Genomic DNA, 19,372 nt, shown 5'->3' on the forward strand with positions numbered 1-19,372 from the left:
GAAGGTGACGGCGACGTTTTTCCGGCCCCCGGCCGGCTTCACGTCCGAGGCCGGGGGGACGAAGGGAAGGCACCGGGAGACCCCTTCCCCCGGTGCCGTCGCAGGATCTTGGCGTGATCTCGACGCTGCTGTTCCGCTTCCGTGCGGCGACGAGGTGACGCGGTTCAGCCGCCCTTCGCCGCCAGCGCGTCCACCAGTACCGGGGTCACCAGCTCGACCTGCCACGGCCGGGCGCCGTACCCGGCCAGCGCCGCCTCGACGGAGCCGGGGTCGACCACCTTCGGCGGCTCCCAGCAGATCCGCCGCACGGTGTCGGGGGAGATCACGTTCTCCTGGGGCATGGCGAGCCGCTCGGCCAGAGCGGTCACCCCCGCCCGGGCGGCGGACAGCCGGGCCGCGGCGGCGGGGTCCTTGTCGGCCCACGCCCGCGGCGGGGGCGGCCCGGTCACCGGCTGGCCCGGCTGCGGCAGCGCCGTGTCCGGCAGGGCCTTGGCCCGGTCCACCGCGGCCTGCCACTGCTCCAGCTGCCGCCGTCCCATCCGGTGCCCGAACCCGTTCAGCGCGCCGAGGGCGTGCACATTGCCCGGCAGGGCCAGCGCGGCCTCGACGATGGCGGCGTCGCTCAGCACCTTGCCCGGCGACACGTCCCGGCGCTGCGCGATCCGGTCCCGCGTCTCCCACAGCTCCCGTACGACGGCGAGCTGCCGGCGCCGGCGCACCTTGTGCATCCCGGACGTACGGCGCCAGGGGTCCTTGCGGGGCTCGGCCGGGGGCGCGGACGCGATCGCGTCGAACTCCTGGCGCGCCCACTCCAGCTTGCCCTGCCGGTCCAGTTCCTTCTCCAGCGCGTCCCGCAGGTCGATCAGGAGCTCGACGTCGAGCGCGGCGTACCGCAGCCACGGCTCGGGCAGCGGCCGCGTCGACCAGTCGACGGCGGAGTGGCCCTTCTCCAGGACGAAGCCGAGGACGCCCTCCACCATGGCGCCGAGGCCGACCCGCGGGAAGCCGGCGAGCCGGCCGGCCAGCTCGGTGTCGAACAGGCGGGCCGGGACCATGCCTATCTCGCGCAGGCAGGGCAGGTCCTGGGTGGCCGCGTGCAGCACCCACTCCACACCGGAGAGGGCCTCGCCGAGGCCGGACAGGTCGGGGCAGGCGACGGGGTCGATCAGCGCGCTGCCGGCGCCCTCGCGGCGCAGCTGCACCAGGTAGGCGCGCTGGCCGTAGCGGTAGCCGGAGGCGCGCTCGGCGTCCACGGCGACCGGGCCGGTACCGGCGGCGAAGGCGGCGACCACCCGGGCGAGGCCCGCCTCGTCGGCGATCACGGGCGGGATTCCCTCGCGGGGTTCGAGCAGCGGAGTCGGCGCCCCCATCACAGAAGATCCGGCATCGTCCGGAGGCGTGCCTCCGGCGGTGCGCAGGGAGCTGTCTGCTGCGGTCTCTTGGGCGTCGGTCACCTGTCAAGGGTATCCGTGTGTGGACGGCGCCCGTCGACGGAACGTTCCGTCGACGGGCGCCGCAGGGGCGTAAACCAGTCAGCTCCGGGCTCTGTCCCGTTCACCTGGATGAACGCCCGGTTCCGCCGATGGGGGCATCCGGTGGGCTCAGTGGATGATCCCGGTGCGCAGGGCCACGGCCACCATGCCGGCCCGGTCGCCCGTGCCGAGCTTGCGGGCGATGCGGGCGAGGTGGCTTTTGACGGTGAGAGCGGACAGGCCCATGGAGACGCCGATCGCCTTGTTCGACTGGCCCTCCGCGACCAGCCGCAGCACCTCGACCTCGCGTCCGGACAGTTCGCGGTAGCCGCCCGGGTGGCTCGGGGCACCCGGGGGGCGGCGGTGCATACGGGCGGCGGCGCCGAGGGGAGCGGCGCCGGGCCGGGTGGGGAGCCCGATGTTGGTGCGGGTGCCGGTGACGACGTAGCCCTTGACGCCGCCGGCCAGGGCGTTGCGGACGGCGCCGATGTCGTCGGCGGCGGAGAGGGCGAGTCCGTTGGGCCAGCCCGCGGCGCGGGTCTCGGACAGCAGGGTGAGGCCGGAGCCGTCGGGGAGGTGGACGTCGGCGACGCAGATGTCGCGGGGGTTGCCGATGCGGGGACGAGCCTCCGCGATGGACGAGGCTTCGATGACGTCGCGCACGCCGAGCGCCCACAGGTGGCGGGTGACGGTGGAGCGGACGCGCGGGTCGGCCACGACCACCATGGCGGTCGGCTTGTTCGGGCGGTAGGCGACCAGGCTTGCGGGTTGCTCAAGGAGAACGGACACCAGGCCTCCTGGGTGGGGGACGGGGCCGGCTTGTGGGGATGAAGCCGGGACGAACCGTGCTTTCAAGGTCACAGTCGTCTTCGGCAGCAAACTCGTCCGCCTTTAGAGAATGATCACGATCTAGTGAGTAACAATCTGTGCAATTCGGACACGCGATCGATCATCCGAAGATCGAGTCGTTTCAAGCGGGTGCGATTCGAGTGCGGAAAGTGGCCGTATCGACAAAGAGATGGTCAATGGGGCGTTTCGCTGCGAGGGGTCGCTGCCAGGGGTCGACGGGGGCTTGACGGGGGCTCGACGGGTCTTGGGGCTCCCGCGGCGCCGCGGCGGGCGTCGGCGGGTCTTGGTGCGCCCGCGCCGCGGCAGGCTCGCCGGGTCTCCGTGCTCCCGTGCCGCGGCAGGCTCGGCGGGTCTCCGTGCTCCCGTGCCGCGGCGGGACCGGCGGGGCCGGGTGTTCCTCCGCCGGAGCGGATCAGCGGATCAGCGGGACTGCGGGCCCCTGCGCTGGGGGAGGGTCACCACCGACGCGTCGCCCGGACCGGCCGGCGGCAGGCCGGCGACCTGCGCCAGCAGATCGCACCAGGCGGCCAGATGGGCCGCGGTGTCCGGCACCCCGCCGAGCCCCTCCCGGGGCGTCCAGGACGCCCGGATCTCGATCTGCGAGGCGGCCGGCCGCTCGGCCAGCCCCCCGAAGTAGTGCGAGCTCGCGCGCGTGATCGTCCCGCTCGGCTCGCCGTAGCCCAGCCCGCGCGCCGCCAGCGCCCCGGTCAGCCACGACCAGCACACCTCGGGCAGCAGCGGATCGGCCGCCATCTCCGGCTCCAACTCCGCGCGCACCAGTGTCACCAGCCGGAACGTGCCCCGCCAGGCGTCGTGCCCGGCCGGGTCGTGCAGCAGCACCAGCCGGCCGTCGGCCAGCTCCTGCTCACCGTCGACCACCACCGCCTCCAGCGCGTACGCGTACGGGGCGAGCCGCTGCGGGGCGGGCGTCGGCTCCACCTCCACCTGCGGCCGCAGCCGGCTGCCGCGCAGGGCCTCGACCGCGGAGCGGAAAGCCGGCGGACCCGAGGCACTGGAGTGCCGGTCCGCCTCCTCGGTGTCCTTCACGTCGTCCGTTCCATCACCGCTGTCCGACATTCGTCCGTGAGCCGCAGCCATGCGGGGAAGAGTAAGGGGAAGCGGGGCCCCGTGGAGGGCAAGACACCCCGCGCCGCCGGTCACCGGTGTCGTGCGAGACTTGCCCCGTGACCGCCAATGACACCACGCAGCCGACAGCGACGTACGACAGCGCCTTCCTCAGGGCGTGCAGGCGCGAGCCCGTTCCGCACACCCCCGTGTGGTTCATGCGGCAGGCCGGCCGCTCGCTGCCGGAGTACCGCAAGGTGCGCGAGGGCGTTCCCATGCTGGAGTCCTGCATGCGGCCCGAGCTGGTCACCGAGATCACCCTCCAGCCGGTGCGCCGGCACGACGTGGACGCGGCGATCTTCTTCAGCGACATCGTCGTCCCGCTGAAGGCCATCGGCATCGACCTCGACATCAAGCCCGGCGTCGGCCCGGTCGTCGAGCAGCCGGTCCGCACCCGCGCCGACCTCGCCCGGCTGCGCGACCTCCGCCCCGAGGACGTCCCCTACGTCACCGAATCCATCGGCCTGCTCACCCGCGAGCTGGGCGCCACCCCGCTGATCGGCTTCGCGGGCGCGCCCTTCACCCTCGCGAGCTACCTGGTCGAGGGCGGCCCCTCGCGCACGTACGAGAACGCCAAGGCGATGATGTACGGCGACCCCGAGCTCTGGGCCGACCTGCTGGACCGCCTCGCCGAGATCACGGCCGCCTTTCTGAAGGTGCAGATCGAGGCCGGCGCGAGCGCCGTCCAGCTCTTCGACTCCTGGGCCGGCGCCCTGGCCCCGGCGGACTACCGGCGCTCGGTCATGCCCGCCTCGGCAAAGGTCTTCGACGCGGTCGCCGGGTACGGCGTCCCGCGCATCCACTTCGGTGTGGGCACCGGCGAGCTGCTGGGCCTCATGGGCGAGGCCGGCGCGGACGTCGTCGGCGTCGACTGGCGCGTCCCGCTGGACGAGGCCCGGCGCCGGATCGGCCCCGGCAAGGCGCTCCAGGGCAACCTGGACCCGACGGTCCTGTTCACCGACAAGGACACCGTCGCCGCCAAGGCCCGCGAGGTCCTCGACGCCGCCGCCGGCCTGGAGGGGCACGTCTTCAACCTCGGCCACGGCGTCATGCCGAACACCGACCCGGACGCGCTGACCCGGCTCGTGGAGTACGTCCACACCGCCACCAGGCGCTGAGCCGCCCGCCGGCTCACCACGAGTAGTGGGGCCGCGCGCGCCTGCCGAACAGCAGGCCGGGCGGCTCCGGCGGCGGCGGGGTGCCCGGCTTGAGCGGCCAGGCGAGCAGCATGCCCGCCAGGAAGCCGGCCACGTGGGCCGCGTACGCCACGGTGCCGGTGCCGGAGACCCCGTGCCCGGACGAGTACACCGCCTGCAGCCCGAACCAGAAACCCAGCACCAGCCAGGCGGGCAGCCGCAGCGGCAGGAAGACCAGGAACGGCACCAGGACCCACACCCTGGCCTTCGGGTACAGCACCAGATAGGCGCCGAGGACGCCGGCGATCGCGCCGGACGCGCCGATCAGCGGGTCGCCCGAGCCGTCGTTGAGCAGCGCGAAGCCGTAGCCGGCCGCGTAGCCGCAGGCGACGTAGAAGAGGAAGTAGCGGATGTGGCCCATCCGGTCCTCGACGTTGTTGCCGAAGATCAGCAGGAAGAGCATGTTGCCCAGCAGGTGCAGCCAGCCGCCGTGCAGGAACATCGCCGTGAAGACCGACAGCGCCGGCGACTTGTCGTAGGCGGGCGGTCCCACCGCACAGCCGGGGCCGTGCGGGCCCACGGCGACCTCGCCGGTCGGGACGACCCTGGGCATCTGATGGTGGATCAGCTCGCGGGGGACCGCGGCGTAGTGGTCCATGAAGGCCTGGAGGTGGCAGAGCTGGACCAGCTCGCCGGTGCCGGCCACGGAACCGGCTATGCCGGGCGTGGTGATGAACGCCAGCACGTTGGCGGCGATGAGGGCGTACGTCACCCAGGGGGTGCGGCGCACCGGATTCACGTCATGGACGGGGATGACCACACAGGAGTAGTGCCCGCGACGGGGCGGGTGAATCGGTGAACGCCGCCGGGCGGGTGTGCGTATGTCTCCTCAACCGACGTGAGGATCAGGCGATGACGAACACTCCGCAGGTTCCGGCGATGCACGCGCTGCCCGACGGCGAGGCCGAGCTCTCCCTGGTGGTACGGCTCCCCTGGGAGGACCTGGCGCGGCTCGGTCAGGAGGCGGGGCGGCTCGCCTCGCAGATGCAGCGGCCGGTGACGCTGGACGAGGCGGTGAGCCACCGCCTGCGCTCGGCCCGGCCGTCCGCCTCCCACGCCAGGCCCTCCGGCGAGCAGCCGGCGGCCGCCTCCACGGCGGTCACGTCCCTGCCGCGGATCAGCGGGACGGCCTAGGGGATCTCGGCCGCCCGCACCGCGGAGGCGGCCTTCCGCGCCGCTACCAGCACGGGGTCCCACACCGGTGAGAACGGCGGGGCGTAGCCCAGGTCCAGGGCCGTCATCTGTTCCACCGTCATCCGCGCGGTCAGCGCCACCGCCGCTATGTCGACCCGTTTCGCCGCTCCCTCCCGGCCGACGATCTGCACGCCCAGCAGCCGGCCCGTACGGCGTTCGGCGAGCATCCTGACCGTCATGGGGGCGGCGCCCGGGTAGTAGCCGGCGCGGCTGGTCGACTCGATGGTGACCGTCTCGAAGCGGAGCCCGACCCGGCGGGCGTCCTTCTCGCGCAGGCCGGTGCGGGCGATCTCCAGGTCGCAGACCTTGCTGACCGCCGTACCGACGACCCCCGGGAAGGTGGCGTAGCCGCCGCCGGCGTTGGTGCCGATGACCTGGCCGTGCTTGTTGGCGTGGGTGCCGAGCGGGACGTACTGCGTCTGACCGGAGACCAGGTTCAGCACCTCCACGCAGTCGCCGCCCGCCCAGATGTTGTCGTGCCCGCGCACCCGCATCGCGAGGTCCGTGAGCAGCCCGCCGTGGGCGCCGAGGGGCAGGCCGGCCGCCCGCGCCAGGGAGGTCTCCGGGCGGACGCCGATACCGAGCACCACCAGGTCTGCGGGGTACTCGGCGTCCTCCGTGGCCACCGCGCGGACGTGGCCGTCCTCCCCGGTGAGGAGCTTGGTGACCTCGGCGTCGTTCACCATGGTGATGCCGAGGCCCTCCATGGCCCGGTGCACCAGCCGGCCCATGTCCGGGTCGAGCGTCGACATCGGCTCCCTGCCGCGGTTGACGACCGTCACCTCGAAACCCCGGTTGATCAGCGCCTCTGCCATCTCCACGCCGATGTAGCCGGCCCCGACGACCACCGCCTTGCGGCCCCGCGTGCGGGTCAGGGTGTCCAGCAGGGCCTGGCCGTCGTCGAGGGTCTGCACGCCGTGCACGCCGGCGGCGTCCGCGCCGGGCAGGTCCGGGCGGACCGGCCGGGCTCCGGTGGCGATGACGAGCTTGTCGTACGGCGTCCAGGACTCGGCGCCGGAATCGACGTCCCGCGCCCGGACCCGCTGCCCGGCCACGTCGATCTCCGTGACCTCGGTGCGCAGCCGCACCTCGATCCCGCGCGCCCGGTGCTCCTCGGGCGTACGGGCGACGAGCCGGTCCCGCTCGGGTACCTCGCCGCCCACCCAGTAGGGGATCCCGCAGGCGGAGAACGAGGTGAAGTGGCCGCGCTCGAAGGCCACGATCTCCAGTTCCCCCGGGTCCCTCAGCCGCCGTGCCTGCGACGCCGCGGACATGCCCGCGGCGTCGCCGCCGATCACGACCAGCCGTTCCCTGCCGTTGCCGTCCCGTCCACCGCTCATGCTCATGCCGCACACGCTACGGGGCGCGGGACGTCAGTCGCGCTCCGCCTCCTGCGCAAAGCCGGGTGCCGGGCGGGCCGACGGCAGCGGGCCGAGCGCGGGCGCGGCCGGCGCGGGCGCGGACCGCGTGCGGTGCGGCAGCCGGGGACGCACGACCCGCAGCCACAGCACCACCACGAGCGCGGCCAGGGCCAGGAACGGCAGGGCGGCGCCGAGCACCAGGACGATCCAGCGCAGCACGGCGACGAACGCGTGCCAGCCGCCCGCGAGCGCGTCCGTGACGCCGGGCCCGTCGTCGTCCGCCTGCCGCGCCGGGGTCCCGGACAGCGACAGGGTGATCGTGGCCAGGCTCGTGCGGTCCTTCAGGGACGCCTGCCGGGCCAGCAGTGCCTCCAGGTCGGCCTGACGGCTGCTCAACTCCCCTTCCAGGGCGACGACGTCGCTCAGCTTGGTCGCCTTGTCCATCAGTGCCCGGATCCGGTCCACACTGGCCCGCTGCGACCTGATCCGGCTGTCCACGTCCACCACCTGGTCGGTGACGTCGACCGCCTTCGCCGTGCGGTCGATCAGCCGGCCCGTGCCCTGGAGGCCGGCGAGGACCTCGTCGTACCTCTCGGTGGGCACGCGCAGCACGACCCGGGTGTGCTCGTGGCCGTCGGCGTCCCGGCCGGTGCTCTCCCTGCCGACGTAGCCGCCCGCGTCCTCGGCGGTGGTCCGGGCCTCCGCCAGGGCCTTCGCCACGTCCTTGACCTCGACCGTCAGGGACGCGGTGCGGATGATCGCGTCCGGGGTGAGCTCGGGGGCCTTGCGCGCGGCCTTCCCGTTCTCCGCTCCCCGGGCCTCGGCCGGTGCGGCGCCGGCGTCGTCCGCGGCGGACTTCGCCGTGCCGCCGCCCGAGTCGTCCGCGCCGCTGCACCCGGCGAGCGCGAGGGACGCGGCGAGCAGGACCCCGGACAGCGCCCGGACGGAGCGGGCGGAACGTGTGGTGGTGCGTGAGGTGCGTGTGGTGCGCATGGGCGGTACCCCCCGAGGGCTGTGGGCTGTGACGGTCCTTCGACGCCGGAGCGGGCGGGAACGTTGGGCGCCGCCGGTCCCGATGCGGTCACGGTCCGGACTCGGGCCGGCCACCGGGTCCCGGCGGGGGCGCAGGCGGGGTCTGAGAGAGTGGGAGGCATGAGCGCAACGGGTAGGGGCTTGGGGCACGTCGTCGTCATCGGGGCCGGCATCGCCGGGCTGGCCGCCGCGCACCGGTCGCTGGCGCGCGGGGCCCGCGTGACCGTGCTGGAGGCCGGCGACCGCGTCGGCGGCAAGCTGCTGCCCGGCGAGATCGCCGGCGTCCGGGTCGACCTGGGCGCCGAGTCCATGCTGGCCCGCCGCCCCGAGGCGGTGGCCCTCGCACGCGAGGCGGGACTGGGCGAGCGGCTCCAGCCGCCGGCCACCGCCACCGCCTCGATCTGGACCCGGGGCGCCCTGCGGCCCATGCCCAAGGGCCATGTGATGGGCGTGCCCGGCACCGCCGCCGTGCTCTCCGGTGTCCTCTCCGAGGAGGGCCTGGCCCGCATCGAGCGCGACACCGACCTGCCCCGCACCGAGGTCGGCGACGACGTGGCCGTGGGGGAGTACGTGGCGGCCCGGCTCGGCCGCGAGGTCGTCGACCGGCTGGTCGAACCCCTGCTGGGCGGGGTGTACGCGGGCGACGCGTACCGCATCTCGATGCGCTCGGCCGTCCCGCAGCTCTTCCAGGCCGCGCGCGCCCACACCTCCCTCACCGAGGGCGTCCGGGAGATCCAGGCGAAGGCCGCCGCGCAGCAGCAGACCGGGCCGGTCTTCATGGGCATCGCCGGCGGGGTCGGCCGGCTGCCGCTCGCCGTCGCCGAGTCGGTGCGCGCCCGGGGCGGCGAGATCCTGACCGGGACACCGGCGCGGGAACTGCGCCGGGAGGCGGCCGGCGGCTGGCGGATCACCGCCGGGGAGCGCGTGCTGCACGCCGACGCGGTGATCGTCGCCGTGCCCGCCCCGGCCGCCGCCGGACTGCTGCGCGCCGAGTCCCCGGCAGCCGCCGCCGAGCTGGCCGCCGTCGAGTACGCCTCGATGGCCCTGATCACGCTCGCCTACCGGCGCGCCGGCCTGCGTCTGCCCGAGGGCAGCGGCTTCCTGGTGCCGCCCGTCGACGGCCGCACCATCAAGGCGTCCACGTTCGCCTCGCAGAAGTGGGGCTGGATCGCCGAGGAGGACCCGGACGTGGTCGTGCTGCGCACCTCCGTGGGCCGCCACGGCGAGACGGAGGTGCTCGGCCGGGACGACGCCGACCTCGTGGAGGTCTCCCGGCACGACCTGAGGGAGGCCACCGGCCTGGACGCCGTACCGCTGGAGACCAGGGTGACCCGCTGGACCGACGGCCTGCCCCAGTACCCCGTCGGGCACCACGCGCGCGTGGCCCGCGTGCGCGAACAGGTCGCCAAGCTCCCGGGGCTCGCGGTGTGCGGTGCCCCGTACGACGGCGTCGGCATCCCGGCGTGCATCGCGAGCGCGTACGCGGCGGTGGACCGGCTGGACGGCGACCCGGCCGGCGTCCGCGAGCTCACGGCCAACCCGGTGCAGAGCCTGCACGGCGGAGCGGGAGAATAGGGACCATGAGTGACGACGCCCCCACCACCGAGTCCGGCAGGATCCCGAACAAGGGCAAGCTGGCCAAGGACCTCAACGAGGTCATCCGCTACACCCTCTGGTCGGTCTTCAGGCTGAAGGACGCGCTGCCGGAGGACCGCACGGGATACGCCGACGAGGTCCAGGAGCTGTTCGACCAGCTCGCCGCCAAGGACGTGACGATCCGCGGCACCTACGACGTCTCCGGCCTGCGCGCCGACGCCGACCTCATGATCTGGTGGCACGCCGAGACCAGCGACCAGCTCCAGGAGGCGTACAACCTCTTCAGGCGCACGAAGCTGGGCCGCGCGCTCACCCCCGTGTGGTCGAACATGGCCCTGCACCGCCCGGCCGAGTTCAACCGCTCGCACATCCCGGCGTTCCTCGCCGACGAGACGCCGCGGAACTACGTGAGCGTCTACCCGTTCGTGCGTTCCTACGACTGGTACCTGCTGCCCGACGAGGACCGCCGCCGCATGCTCGCCGACCACGGCAAGATGGCCCGCGGCTTCCCGGACGTGCGCGCCAACACGGTCGCCTCGTTCTCCCTCGGCGACTACGAGTGGATCCTGGCGTTCGAGGCCGACGAGCTGTACCGCATCGTCGACCTGATGCGCCACCTGCGCGCCTCCGAGGCCCGCATGCACGTCCGCGAGGAGATCCCGTTCTTCACCGGCCGCCGCAAGGACATCGGCGAACTGGTGGCGGGGCTGGCCTGAGCCCTTGCGGGGGCGCGCGGCCGTAGCGGCGTGCGGCTTGGCCGCGGGGGCGCGACCCGCCGCCACCGGCCGCCGACGGCACGGCGCGGCACCCCACCGGGTGGTCCTAACGCCGCCCGGCCTTCCCCCGGAGGCCGTCCCGCCGGGCCTCTTCCCCGGCCGGACCGCCGGAGGCGGCCGGCTCCGGGCGCGGCGCGCACCACGCGTGCCGCGCCGGGAGGCGGTCCGCCAGCAGATAGGCGTCCAGGTAGCCGTTGACGCACCTGTTGGGGCCGCCCGCGACGCCGTGCGTGCCCGCGTCCCGCTCGGTCACCAGCACCGAACCGGCCAGCCGGCGGTTCATCTCCAGGGCGCCCGCGTACGGCGCGGCGGCGTCCCGCTCGGCCGCCAGGATCAGCACCGGCGGCAGCTCACCCGGCCCGGTCCGCACGTCCAGCGGCCGCTGCCGGGGCGCCGGCCAGTAGGCGCACGGCAGGTTCATCCACGCGTTGTCCCAGGTCTCGAACGGCGCCACCCGGGCCAGGCGCGTGTTGTCGCGGTCCCACACCCTCCAGTCGGCCGGCCAGGGCGCGTCGTTGCACTCGACGGCCGTGTAGACCGCGCTGCCGTTCTCCGTCCCGGCGGCCGACTCCGGGCTCGGCGCGGCCAGCTCGACCAGCTTCCCGGGTTCGCCGCGCAGGTAGGCCGAGAGGGCCTCGGCCCGGCTCGGCCAGAAGTCGTCGTAGTAGCCGGCCGCCAGGAACACGTTCTGCAGCTGGCCCGGCCCGACCCTGCCGCCCGCCGCCTTCCCGGCCAGCCGCTCGCGCGCGGTGTCGTAGCTGCGCTGCACCTTCGCGGGTGTGTCACCGAGCCGGTAGACGTCGTCGTGCCGGGCGATCCAGTCCCGGAAGTCCGCCCAGCGCTCCTCGAAGGCGGCCGACTGGTCGAGGTTGCTGCGGTACCAGATCTTCTCCGGGTCGGGGTTCACCGCCGAGTCCAGCACCATGCGCCGCAGGTGCGTGGGGAACATCGCCGCGTACAGCGCGCCGAAGTAGGTGCCGTACGACGCCCCCATGAACGTCAGCCGGTCCTCGCCGAGCGCCGCCCGCAGCACGTCCAGGTCCCGGGCGTTGGCGAGCGAGGTGTAGAACCGCAGCCGGCTCCCGGACCGCTGGGCGCAGCCGCGCGCGTACGCCTTCGCCTGGGCGATGCGCTGCCGCTTGTACGCCTCCGACGGGTGCGTCGGGGACGCGGTGGGCGCCTTGACATGGCGCTTGGGGTCCTCGCAGCTCAGCGGCGCGGACCGGCCCACCCCGCGCGGGGCGTAGCCGACGAGGTCGTAGGCGGCGGCGATCCGCTTCCACTGCGGGACCGCGCCGACGAGCGGGAAGTACATGCCGGACGCGCCGGGGCCGCCCGGGTTGAAGACGAGGGCGCCCCGCCGGGGGACCTTCCGCTTGCTGTTGTGCGGGTCCTTCTGGGTGGCCCGGGCACGGCTGACGGTCAGCTGGATCTGCCGGCCGTCGGGGTGGGCGTAGTCCAGCGGGACGGTCACCGTGCCGCACCGCACACCGGCCGGCGCCTGCGGCACGTCGTCGGCGGAGCAGGGGCCGAAGTCGATGCCGGCCGCCCGGGCGCGGGCCGAGGCCACTGCGGTGCCGTGCCGCTCGGCCGCGTCGGGAGCGGTCCCCGGTGTGCCCGGGGTGCCGGGTGCGCCGCCCGCCGGGGCCGCGGCCAGGGTGGTCAGGAGCAAGGACCCGGCGGCCGAGTAGAGGGCGGCAGCTTTCATCGCGTATCCCTTCGGTGCGCGGCGGCGATGGCGTGGCGGCCACGGCCCGGCGGCACACAAGGGATGTTTCGTTCGCCCGCGGGGGAAGGCAAGCACCACCCGGCCGGTGTCGGCTCCAATGCCCCCTATGAGCCCCTCCCAGCCGCCCTCACTCCCGCCACGGCTGGTCGCGGTGGGTGAAGGCGGCGCGCAGCTCCGGCTCGCCGATCGCGCGGATGCCCCGGACGGCGACCGAGGTGAGGAACGACCGCTCGTCACCGGCCGGCCCCCCGGTCAGGGCGCCCAGCAGCCGCTGCCCGGCGGGGGAGGCCCAGCGCGAATACGGGTGCACCTCGAACCGGGCGATGGCCAGGCAGCTCAGCGACAGCGTCAGGGGCAGCGCGAACCACAGGCCCACCAGCAGGCGGGGCGTGTCGGTCGGGACGGGCAGCAGCAGCGCGGTCACGCCCAGCGCCGCCACGGCCAGCGCGGCGACCCGCACCTGCCGGACGGCGGACCCCACACCGGTCCCCGCGCCCTCGGGCACCGCGAGCCCCGCCCGCACCAGCCCGTCGGCCAGCCGGCGCACGGCCTCCGCGCCCGCCGCCCTCGCCCGTACCGGCGCGATCCGTGACTGCCCCTCAGGCCCTATGGCCCCTATGACGGATTCCTCCATCTCGTCGCGCCCGCGCGGGTCCACGACCGTGGCCCAGCCGGTGTGCGCGAGCAGCAGCCGGCGCTGGCGGGCCATGGAGACCAGCGTGACGTCGGCGACCCGGGCCGGGCCGCCGGAGAGGAACGCGGCCTCGTACAGCGTCAGATCACGCTCCCGGCCCGCCGGCGCGTCACGCGTTTCCACGGCGGCCGCGCGGACGGCCGTCAGGCACAGCCGGGCACAGGCGGTACCGGCGAACGCCCAGGCCAGGAGCAGGAGAAGGACCCAGAACATGACGTGTTTGTATGCCAGGGGGCCGGGCGGACGCCATGCCTTTTCCAGCATGCGGACCGAGTGTTGTGGGTATGTGACGTTCCGTTTGCCGGACCGGCCGCCGGGCTGCCCAGGGGCGGCGGGCCGCGGTCAGCGGCTGCTCGTCACCGGTGGCGGGCCGGTGACGGCGGGCGGCGAGGAGACGGGGGCCTCCACTTGCGAGGTGCCCGCCCGTGACGTGTCGTCCTGCGGCGGGGTGCCCTGCGAGGCGCCCGTCTGTGTGGCGGCCGCCGGCGCGGGCCCGACCGGCACCGCCGCGCTCGGGTCGACCCCCGGCGGGGCGGGCACCGGGGACGCGGAGGCCGCGAGCTCCTCGGCCAGCGCGGCGAAGTCCACGTACCCCGTCGCCTCCAGGACCTTGATGTGATCCAGCACGGTCGCGTTGGCGTTGTCGGCGAGATCGCGGACCAGGGAGTTCTGTGTGCCGGCCCGGACCTGCGCGACCAGGGAGAACACCCGTCCGTGCGCGAGCCGCAGGATGGCGGCGAACCGGCGGTCGAAGTCCTGCCCCTCGGCCGCCTCCAGGGTGGCGAGCCACTCCTTCTGCTGGTCGTTCGGCTCGTTCGGCAGGGCCGTGCCGAGTTGGGTGGCGACCGTCCGGACGTGCGCGTCCAAGGAGGTGTGGCCGTCCACCAGGTGTCCGCCCGCGGTACGGACGGCCGCCGTGGTCCCCTTCCGCTGCGCCAGCTCGCCGGCGGGCAGCTCCCACAGGCCCGCGAGGCGGACCTTCGTGATGAAGTCCCGGTCCTGCGCCGACAGCGGGCCGTACGGGGTCGTCACGGTGCGTGCGCCCAGCACGCTCGCGCTCGCCGGGTCCTGCCGGTCGGCGTACGACCAGAGCGGGACGAGCAGCGCGACGGCCGTGGCCGCCAGGGCGGTGATGATGAGCCCGGTGCCGCTGAATATGCCTCGGCCGCCGACGGGGGGACGCGGTCGCATGGTGCCTCCTGCACCGCACGCCGGAGGTGCGGCCCTGGCATATTACTGGGGGTCCGGGAGGGGCCCGCGGGCGCGGGGCGCGGCGGCCGTGCGCGACGGCGGTGCCCCGGATGGTCGTCGTCCCCCGGGGGCACCCGGTCAGACCGCGCGCCGCGGCAGCCGTGCCCCGAGCGACCGCGCCGCGCGTCCCCGTGGCGGGAACCAGCGCGCCGTGAGCGCCCGCGCCGCCGGCCCCCGTCGTCGCGGTGCGGGTCCGGAGCGGTCCAGCCACCAGTCCCGCAGGGCCCGCCGCGCCGCCGCGTCCGCCGGCCGCCCCAGCTTCAGCAGGTGCCCGGCGAAGTCCAGCGCGTCCTGCCGGTACCCGCCCCGCATCGGCCGCTGCCGGGCGTAGTCCAGGAACGCCTGCCGGTACCCCGCCCCGAGGATCACCGGCAGCTCGGGCGCCACCTTCGCCACCACGCCCGCCCGCTTCGCCGCCAGCGCCCGGGCCTGCACCCCCATGCGTATCCGGTCGAACCCCTCCGGCACCGGCGTCCCCGCCACCAGGGACGACAGCACGGCGGTCTGCGCCACCCCGACCCGCTCACGCACGCCGGCCGCCGGCCGCGCCAGGACCCCGACGCCCCCGGCCACCGCCCCGGCCGTGCCCGCCGGCGCCGTGCCGCCGGCCGCCGTACCCCGTGCCGCGCGTGCCCGGCCCGCGGCCACGGCCTCCCGGACGGCCGTCAATTCCCGCTCCAGTTCGGCCGGTTCGGGGAAGTTCTCGTCCCGCTCCAGCAGCACCCCGGGCGGTGCCACCCGGGCGGCGAGACCGGTGAGGAGGTCGAGCACCGGGCGCGGCACGGGGTGCGCGTGGCTGTCGTGCCAGACGCCGTCGCGTGCGAAGCCGCCCGCGACATGGACGTAGGCGATCGCCTCCAGGGGCAGCGCGGCCAGCGCCTCGGCCGGGTCCTCACCGCGGTTGACGTGGTTGGTGTGCAGGTTGGCCACATCGATCAGCAGCCGTACGCCGGTCCGCTCCACCAGCTCGGACAGGAACTGCCCCTCGGTCAGCTCCTCGTCCGGCCAGGAGAACAGCGCGGCGATGTTCTCCAGCGCCAGCGGTACGGGCAGCGCGTCCTGGGCGATGCGGACGTTCTCGCACAGCACGTCCAGGGCCTCCCGGGTGCGCGGCACGGGCAGCAGATGACCGGCCTCGAGCGGCGGCGACGCGGTGAGGGCCCCGCCGGCCCGGACGAACGCGATGTGCTCGGTGACCAGGGGCGCGCCCAGGGCCTGCGCCCGCTCGGCCAGCGCCGTCAGCCGCCCCTCGTCGGGGTGGTCCGCGCCGCCGAGTCCGAGGGAGACCCCGTGCGGGACCACCGTCACCCCGCGCTCGCGCAGCCGCAGCAGCGACTCCGGGAGGTGGCCGGGGCAGACGTTCTCCGCCACGACCTCCACCCAGTCGATGCCCGGCATGCGTTCCACGGCGTCCGCGATCTCCGGCCGCCATCCGATCCCGGTCCCCAGTGGCCGCATGCGTCCTCCCCCTCCTCGGCATCACGCTCGCGCGTCGAGTGACGGGGGTATGGCCCCGGCGCGCGGCCCCCAACCTCCCGCGCCCCGGGTTCAGAGCAACATTTGAGCTTGACGGGGCGGCGGCCCGGCCGCACCGCCCGGCTCCCCGGCGCCGTGCGGGCCGTGCCCGCTCCGGCCCCTCAACGCAGCGCGGGGTGGTCGGCGACCACGGTGCACGACCCGGGCGCGATCTCCGTGAAGCCGGCGTCGCGCACCACCGGCAGCGCGCCGGCGGTGAGCCGGGGCCAGTCGGCGGGGGCGGCCGTGCGGACGGAGAGCGGGAAGCCGGCCTCCCGCCAGGCGGCGCGCTCGGTCTCCGACAGCCCCCACCACGCCAGCTGGGCGGCGTGGCCGGCCTGGGCCATCGCCTTGCCCGCCGACATCTCCAGGTCCGGGTTGAGCCACAGCACCGGCTCCCCGGCTCGCGCGGTGGCGGGCGGCTCCGGGTCGTCCAGCTCGGTGCCCGACACCTGCAGTTTCGCCAGGTCCTTGGGCCAGCCGTCCAGCGGGATCGGCGGGAAGACACGGACCTCCGCGGACGCGCCGGTCACCGTGATCCCGGGCAGTGTCCCGGCGCGCCGCCACTCGGCGCCCCGGGCCCGCCGCACGACCTTCCGGATCCGCGCGTCCTCCCAGTTCCGCACCGCCTCGGCCCACTCCCCGTCGCCGTGCGCGCGCTCGTCGCCGAGCAGCACGAGGACGGCCCGGGCGGCCGTCTCCAGCGCGTCCGTACGGGCGGGCGGCGCGCCGCGCTCGATGCGTACGACGAGCGGCAGCACGAACTGCGGCGCTTCGTCGCGGGCGTGGCGGGCGGGCCGCATGGGACTGTCGGCGGAGGGTGCGGGAAGGTGGCTCACGGAAGCCCACCCTACGAAGCCGCGGGCGGGCCGATCAACGCGCGGTGCTGCAGCGGGCCGGTCCGACGGCAACGCGCAGCGGGCCGGTTCACCCGGAACACGCGGTGCGCTGGGCCTCCTGCCACTCGCACCGGGGGCACAGCGTGATCCCCTTGTACGACTCCGGGTACTCCGTCGGCTCCCGGCACAGCACACACTCGGCGTACGGCGGTCCGTCGGCCTTCGCCGGTTTCACCGCCCCGGTGATCGTGCAGTAGTCCTCGTCGCTCATGCCTCCAGCGTAGGACGGCGTCAGGGGCGTTGGCCGGTCTGGGCGATCAGCTCGGAGACCTTCACGAACCGGTAGCCGCGTCGGCGCAGCTCCGGCACGACCGTGCGGACGACCCGCTCGGTGGTCGGGGCGGCGCTGCGGGTGCAGTGCATGACCACCACCGAGCCCGGCCGCACCCCGTCGAGCACCTGCCGGGCCACCGCGTCGGCGTCCGTGGCGAACGCGTCGCCGCTCACCACGTCCCACTGCACCGCGGTCACCCCGAGGTCGCTCAGCGCGCGCAGCGCCTGCCGGTCGTAGCAGCCGCCGGGGAAGCGGAAGTACGGCATCGGGTTCGGTACGCCCGCCTCGCGGAGCGAGGCGTACGCCCGCCGGACGTCCGCCCGCATGCCGTCGGCGGCGACTCTCGGCAGGCCGTAGCAGTCGTCGGTGAAGGCGTAGTGGCTCCAGGAGTGGTTGGCCACCTCGAACTGCGGGTCGCGGCCGAGACCGCGGGCCTCGGCGGGGTACTGGTCGGCCCACCGGCCGGTCATGAAGACGGTCGCCGGCACCTTCAGCGCGCGCAGGGCGCCGATCAGTCCCGGGTTGTCGAAGTGTTCCCCGGAGGCCGCGCGGGGCCCCTGGTCGGCGGTCATGTCGGCGTCGAAGGTGAGCGCGACGGTCTTCCCCCGGGTGCGCGGGCCGTGTTCGAAGACCGGGGTGAGCCCGCCGGGGCCCGGGGCCAGCACGGGCGGCCGGGCGGGCGAGGGGGAAGCGGAGGGCGTGGCCGGGGCCGGGCGCCCGCCGCCCGCGCCGCAGGCGGTGAGCGCGGCGCCCAGGACGCAGGCGGCGGCGATACGGCGTACTCGTGGGATCACCCCACGAACGTAGAGCGGGAAATCCGTTCATACGTTGATATGACCGGTGGCGCGGCCGTGCGGTCACCCGCGTGGCGGGGAACCGCCTCCGTCAGTCCAGCTTGCGCCGCTCCAGCGGCTTGACCGCCGGCCCCTGGATCACCGTGCCGTCGACGGCGAAACGCGAACCGTGGCAGGGGCACTCCCAGGCGCACTCGGCCTTGTTGAAGGCGACCAGGCAGCCCAGGTGGGTGCAGCGGGCCGACAGGGCGTGCAGGGTCCCGTCGCCGTCCCGGTGCACGGCGAGCCGTTCACCGCCCGACCGGACCAGCGCGCCGTCGCCGGGGGCCAGGTCCTCCACCGAAGCGGCGGGCTTGAGCCGGTCGCCGACGAAGTGCCCGGCGACTTCCGCCTGTGTCTTCAGCAGCGATCCGGCCTCGCGCACCACCGGCTTCAGCCGGCGCGGGTCGTACAGCTCCCGCCAGGCGCACTCCCGGCCCGTGATCAGGGCGGTCAGCAGCAGTCCGCTCATGACGCCGCTGCTCATGCCCCAGCCGCCGAAGCCGGCGGCCACGTACGTGTGCCGGGCGCCCGGGTGGAAGAGGCCGACCAGCGGGACCGTGTCGGTGGACGAGTTGTCCTGGGTGGCCCAGGCGTGCTCCATGGTCGCGCCGGGGAAGTGCTCCTCGGCCCAGGCGGCCAGCCGGTCGAAACCGGCCTGCGGATCGCCGGTGCCCGGCGTGAAGTGCTCGCCGGTGACGATGAGCAGCCGCCGCCCGTCGGGCCCGTACGGCGCGGTGCGCACCGAGCGGGTGTTCTCGTCGGGGGTGATGTACGTGCCCCGGGGGTCCGGGCAGTCGCCGAGCGGCCCGGCCACCACCAGCTCCCGGCGCGGGGACAGCCGCGCGAACAGCAGGGCCCGGTCGAAGACCGGGTAGTGGGTGGCGATCACGACGTCCCGGGCGGTGACCGTGGCGCCCGCCTCGGTGGTCAGCCGGCACGGATCCCCCTCCGTCAGGCCGGTGACCCGCGTCCCCTCGTACACCAGGCCGCCCCGCGCGAGCAGGTCGGCGGTGACCGCCCGCAGGTACTTGAGGGGGTGGAACTGGGCCTGCCCGGCCACCCGGACCGCGCCCGCCACCTCGAACGGCAGCCCGGTCTCCGTGGTGAACTCGGCCGGCAGCCCCGCCTCCCGGGCGGCCTCCGCCTCGGCCCGTACCTCCTCCACCCGCGACCGGTCCACGACGTAGGTGTAGGCGTCCCTGGTCTCCCACTCGCAGTCGGCACCCAGCTCGGCCGCCAGCGCCGCCGCGTGCCCGATCGCCTCCGACTGCGAACGCGCGTACAGCCGCGCCGCCTCCGGACCCCGGGTGCGCCGGAGCCGGTCGTAGACCAGGGTGTGCTGGGCGGTCACCTTCGCCGTGGTGTGGCCGGTGACGCCGGCCGCGACCCGCCCGGCCTCCAGCACCGCCACCCGCCGCCCGGCCCGGGCCAGCTCATGGGCGGTGCTCAGCCCGGCGATGCCCGCGCCGACGACGGCCACGTCCACGTCGACGTCCTCGTCGAGGGCGGGGTGGGACGGCCCGGGGGCGGTCCGCAGCCAGTACGAATCGGTGACCTTCCGCTGCTCACGCAT

General features: G+C 75.0%; 18 protein-coding genes. 4 read left to right on the forward strand and 14 right to left on the reverse strand.

What is annotated here, in order from left to right; genetic code table 11:
- Window positions 1–164: 164 nt before the first annotated feature.
- From ABZ576_RS07855 to ABZ576_RS07865, 3 genes are all read right to left on the reverse strand, one after another.
- Window positions 165–1,454, reverse strand: coding sequence for a ribonuclease D (locus tag ABZ576_RS07855; protein WP_360737213.1), 1,290 nt, complete (start codon window positions 1,452–1,454; stop codon window positions 165–167).
- Between the two features lie 147 nt (window positions 1,455–1,601).
- Window positions 1,602–2,261: a response regulator transcription factor gene (locus ABZ576_RS07860; RefSeq protein ID WP_030777669.1), complete on the reverse strand. Its 660-nt coding sequence runs from the start codon at window positions 2,259–2,261 to the stop codon at window positions 1,602–1,604.
- A gap of 480 nt (window positions 2,262–2,741) precedes the next feature.
- The gene (locus ABZ576_RS07865; protein ID WP_360737215.1) at window positions 2,742–3,419 is read right to left on the reverse strand and encodes a DUF3000 domain-containing protein; all 678 of its coding nucleotides are present in this window, start codon (window positions 3,417–3,419) and stop codon (window positions 2,742–2,744) included.
- An 86-nt stretch (window positions 3,420–3,505) separates the two neighbouring features.
- Here ABZ576_RS07865 and hemE point away from each other — a divergent pair, with 86 nt between their 5' ends.
- Window positions 3,506–4,564 carry a uroporphyrinogen decarboxylase gene (gene hemE, locus ABZ576_RS07870; RefSeq protein WP_360737218.1) on the forward strand — a complete coding sequence of 353 codons (1,059 nt, stop codon included), beginning with the start codon at window positions 3,506–3,508 and terminating at the stop codon, window positions 4,562–4,564.
- Window positions 4,565–4,577: 13 nt separating this feature from the next.
- On the opposite strand, the gene ABZ576_RS07875 is transcribed toward hemE, so the two are convergent.
- On the reverse strand, window positions 4,578–5,402 hold the full coding sequence (locus tag ABZ576_RS07875) for a rhomboid family intramembrane serine protease (RefSeq protein ID WP_360737220.1): 825 nt from the start codon (window positions 5,400–5,402) through the stop codon (window positions 4,578–4,580).
- A 92-nt stretch (window positions 5,403–5,494) separates the two neighbouring features.
- Here ABZ576_RS07875 and ABZ576_RS07880 point away from each other — a divergent pair, with 92 nt between their 5' ends.
- Window positions 5,495–5,776: a hypothetical protein gene (locus ABZ576_RS07880; RefSeq protein ID WP_360737223.1), complete on the forward strand. Its 282-nt coding sequence runs from the start codon at window positions 5,495–5,497 to the stop codon at window positions 5,774–5,776.
- Here ABZ576_RS07880 and ABZ576_RS07885 read toward each other — a convergent pair.
- Together ABZ576_RS07885 and ABZ576_RS07890 are read right to left on the reverse strand one after the other, a co-directional pair.
- The gene (locus tag ABZ576_RS07885; RefSeq protein ID WP_360737226.1) at window positions 5,773–7,182 is read right to left on the reverse strand and encodes an FAD-dependent oxidoreductase; all 1,410 of its coding nucleotides are present in this window, start codon (window positions 7,180–7,182) and stop codon (window positions 5,773–5,775) included. The two genes, ABZ576_RS07880 and ABZ576_RS07885, sit on opposite strands and share 4 nt — an antisense overlap.
- A gap of 27 nt (window positions 7,183–7,209) precedes the next feature.
- The gene (locus ABZ576_RS07890; RefSeq protein WP_360737228.1) at window positions 7,210–8,190 is read right to left on the reverse strand and encodes a DUF4349 domain-containing protein; all 981 of its coding nucleotides are present in this window, start codon (window positions 8,188–8,190) and stop codon (window positions 7,210–7,212) included.
- 159 nt (window positions 8,191–8,349) lie between these two features.
- Here ABZ576_RS07890 and hemG point away from each other — a divergent pair, with 159 nt between their 5' ends.
- The gene (hemG, locus tag ABZ576_RS07895; protein WP_360737231.1) at window positions 8,350–9,804 is read left to right on the forward strand and encodes a protoporphyrinogen oxidase; all 1,455 of its coding nucleotides are present in this window, start codon (window positions 8,350–8,352) and stop codon (window positions 9,802–9,804) included.
- A gap of 5 nt (window positions 9,805–9,809) precedes the next feature.
- Window positions 9,810–10,541, forward strand: a complete 732-nt coding sequence (gene hemQ / locus ABZ576_RS07900; RefSeq protein WP_360737233.1) for a hydrogen peroxide-dependent heme synthase — start codon at window positions 9,810–9,812, stop codon at window positions 10,539–10,541.
- Window positions 10,542–10,647: 106 nt separating this feature from the next.
- Here hemQ and ABZ576_RS07905 read toward each other — a convergent pair whose 3' ends face one another.
- The 8 genes from ABZ576_RS07905 to ABZ576_RS07940 form a co-directional block, all read right to left on the reverse strand.
- Entirely contained in the window at window positions 10,648–12,309 is a 1,662-nt protein-coding gene (locus ABZ576_RS07905; protein ID WP_360737235.1) for an alpha/beta hydrolase, read from the reverse strand.
- 148 nt (window positions 12,310–12,457) lie between these two features.
- Window positions 12,458–13,237: a TIGR04222 domain-containing membrane protein gene (locus tag ABZ576_RS07910; RefSeq protein ID WP_360737238.1), complete on the reverse strand. Its 780-nt coding sequence runs from the start codon at window positions 13,235–13,237 to the stop codon at window positions 12,458–12,460.
- A gap of 129 nt (window positions 13,238–13,366) precedes the next feature.
- The gene (locus ABZ576_RS07915) at window positions 13,367–14,215 is read right to left on the reverse strand and encodes a DUF4142 domain-containing protein (protein WP_360737240.1); all 849 of its coding nucleotides are present in this window, start codon (window positions 14,213–14,215) and stop codon (window positions 13,367–13,369) included.
- Between the two features lie 138 nt (window positions 14,216–14,353).
- On the reverse strand, window positions 14,354–15,733 hold the full coding sequence (locus ABZ576_RS07920) for a DUF692 domain-containing protein (RefSeq protein WP_360737242.1): 1,380 nt from the start codon (window positions 15,731–15,733) through the stop codon (window positions 14,354–14,356).
- A 179-nt stretch (window positions 15,734–15,912) separates the two neighbouring features.
- Window positions 15,913–16,593, reverse strand: coding sequence for an aminoacyl-tRNA hydrolase (locus tag ABZ576_RS07925; protein ID WP_360737633.1), 681 nt, complete (start codon window positions 16,591–16,593; stop codon window positions 15,913–15,915).
- Window positions 16,594–16,717: 124 nt separating this feature from the next.
- Window positions 16,718–16,900, reverse strand: a complete 183-nt coding sequence (locus ABZ576_RS07930) for a hypothetical protein (RefSeq protein ID WP_360737245.1) — start codon at window positions 16,898–16,900, stop codon at window positions 16,718–16,720.
- Between the two features lie 20 nt (window positions 16,901–16,920).
- Window positions 16,921–17,757, reverse strand: coding sequence for a polysaccharide deacetylase family protein (locus ABZ576_RS07935; RefSeq protein ID WP_360737247.1), 837 nt, complete (start codon window positions 17,755–17,757; stop codon window positions 16,921–16,923).
- Window positions 17,758–17,848: 91 nt separating this feature from the next.
- Window positions 17,849–19,372: an FAD-dependent oxidoreductase gene (locus ABZ576_RS07940; RefSeq protein WP_360737249.1), complete on the reverse strand. Its 1,524-nt coding sequence runs from the start codon at window positions 19,370–19,372 to the stop codon at window positions 17,849–17,851.

Source organism: Streptomyces sp. NPDC013455 (assembly GCF_040632975.1).
GTDB lineage: Bacteria > Actinomycetota > Actinomycetes > Streptomycetales > Streptomycetaceae > Streptomyces.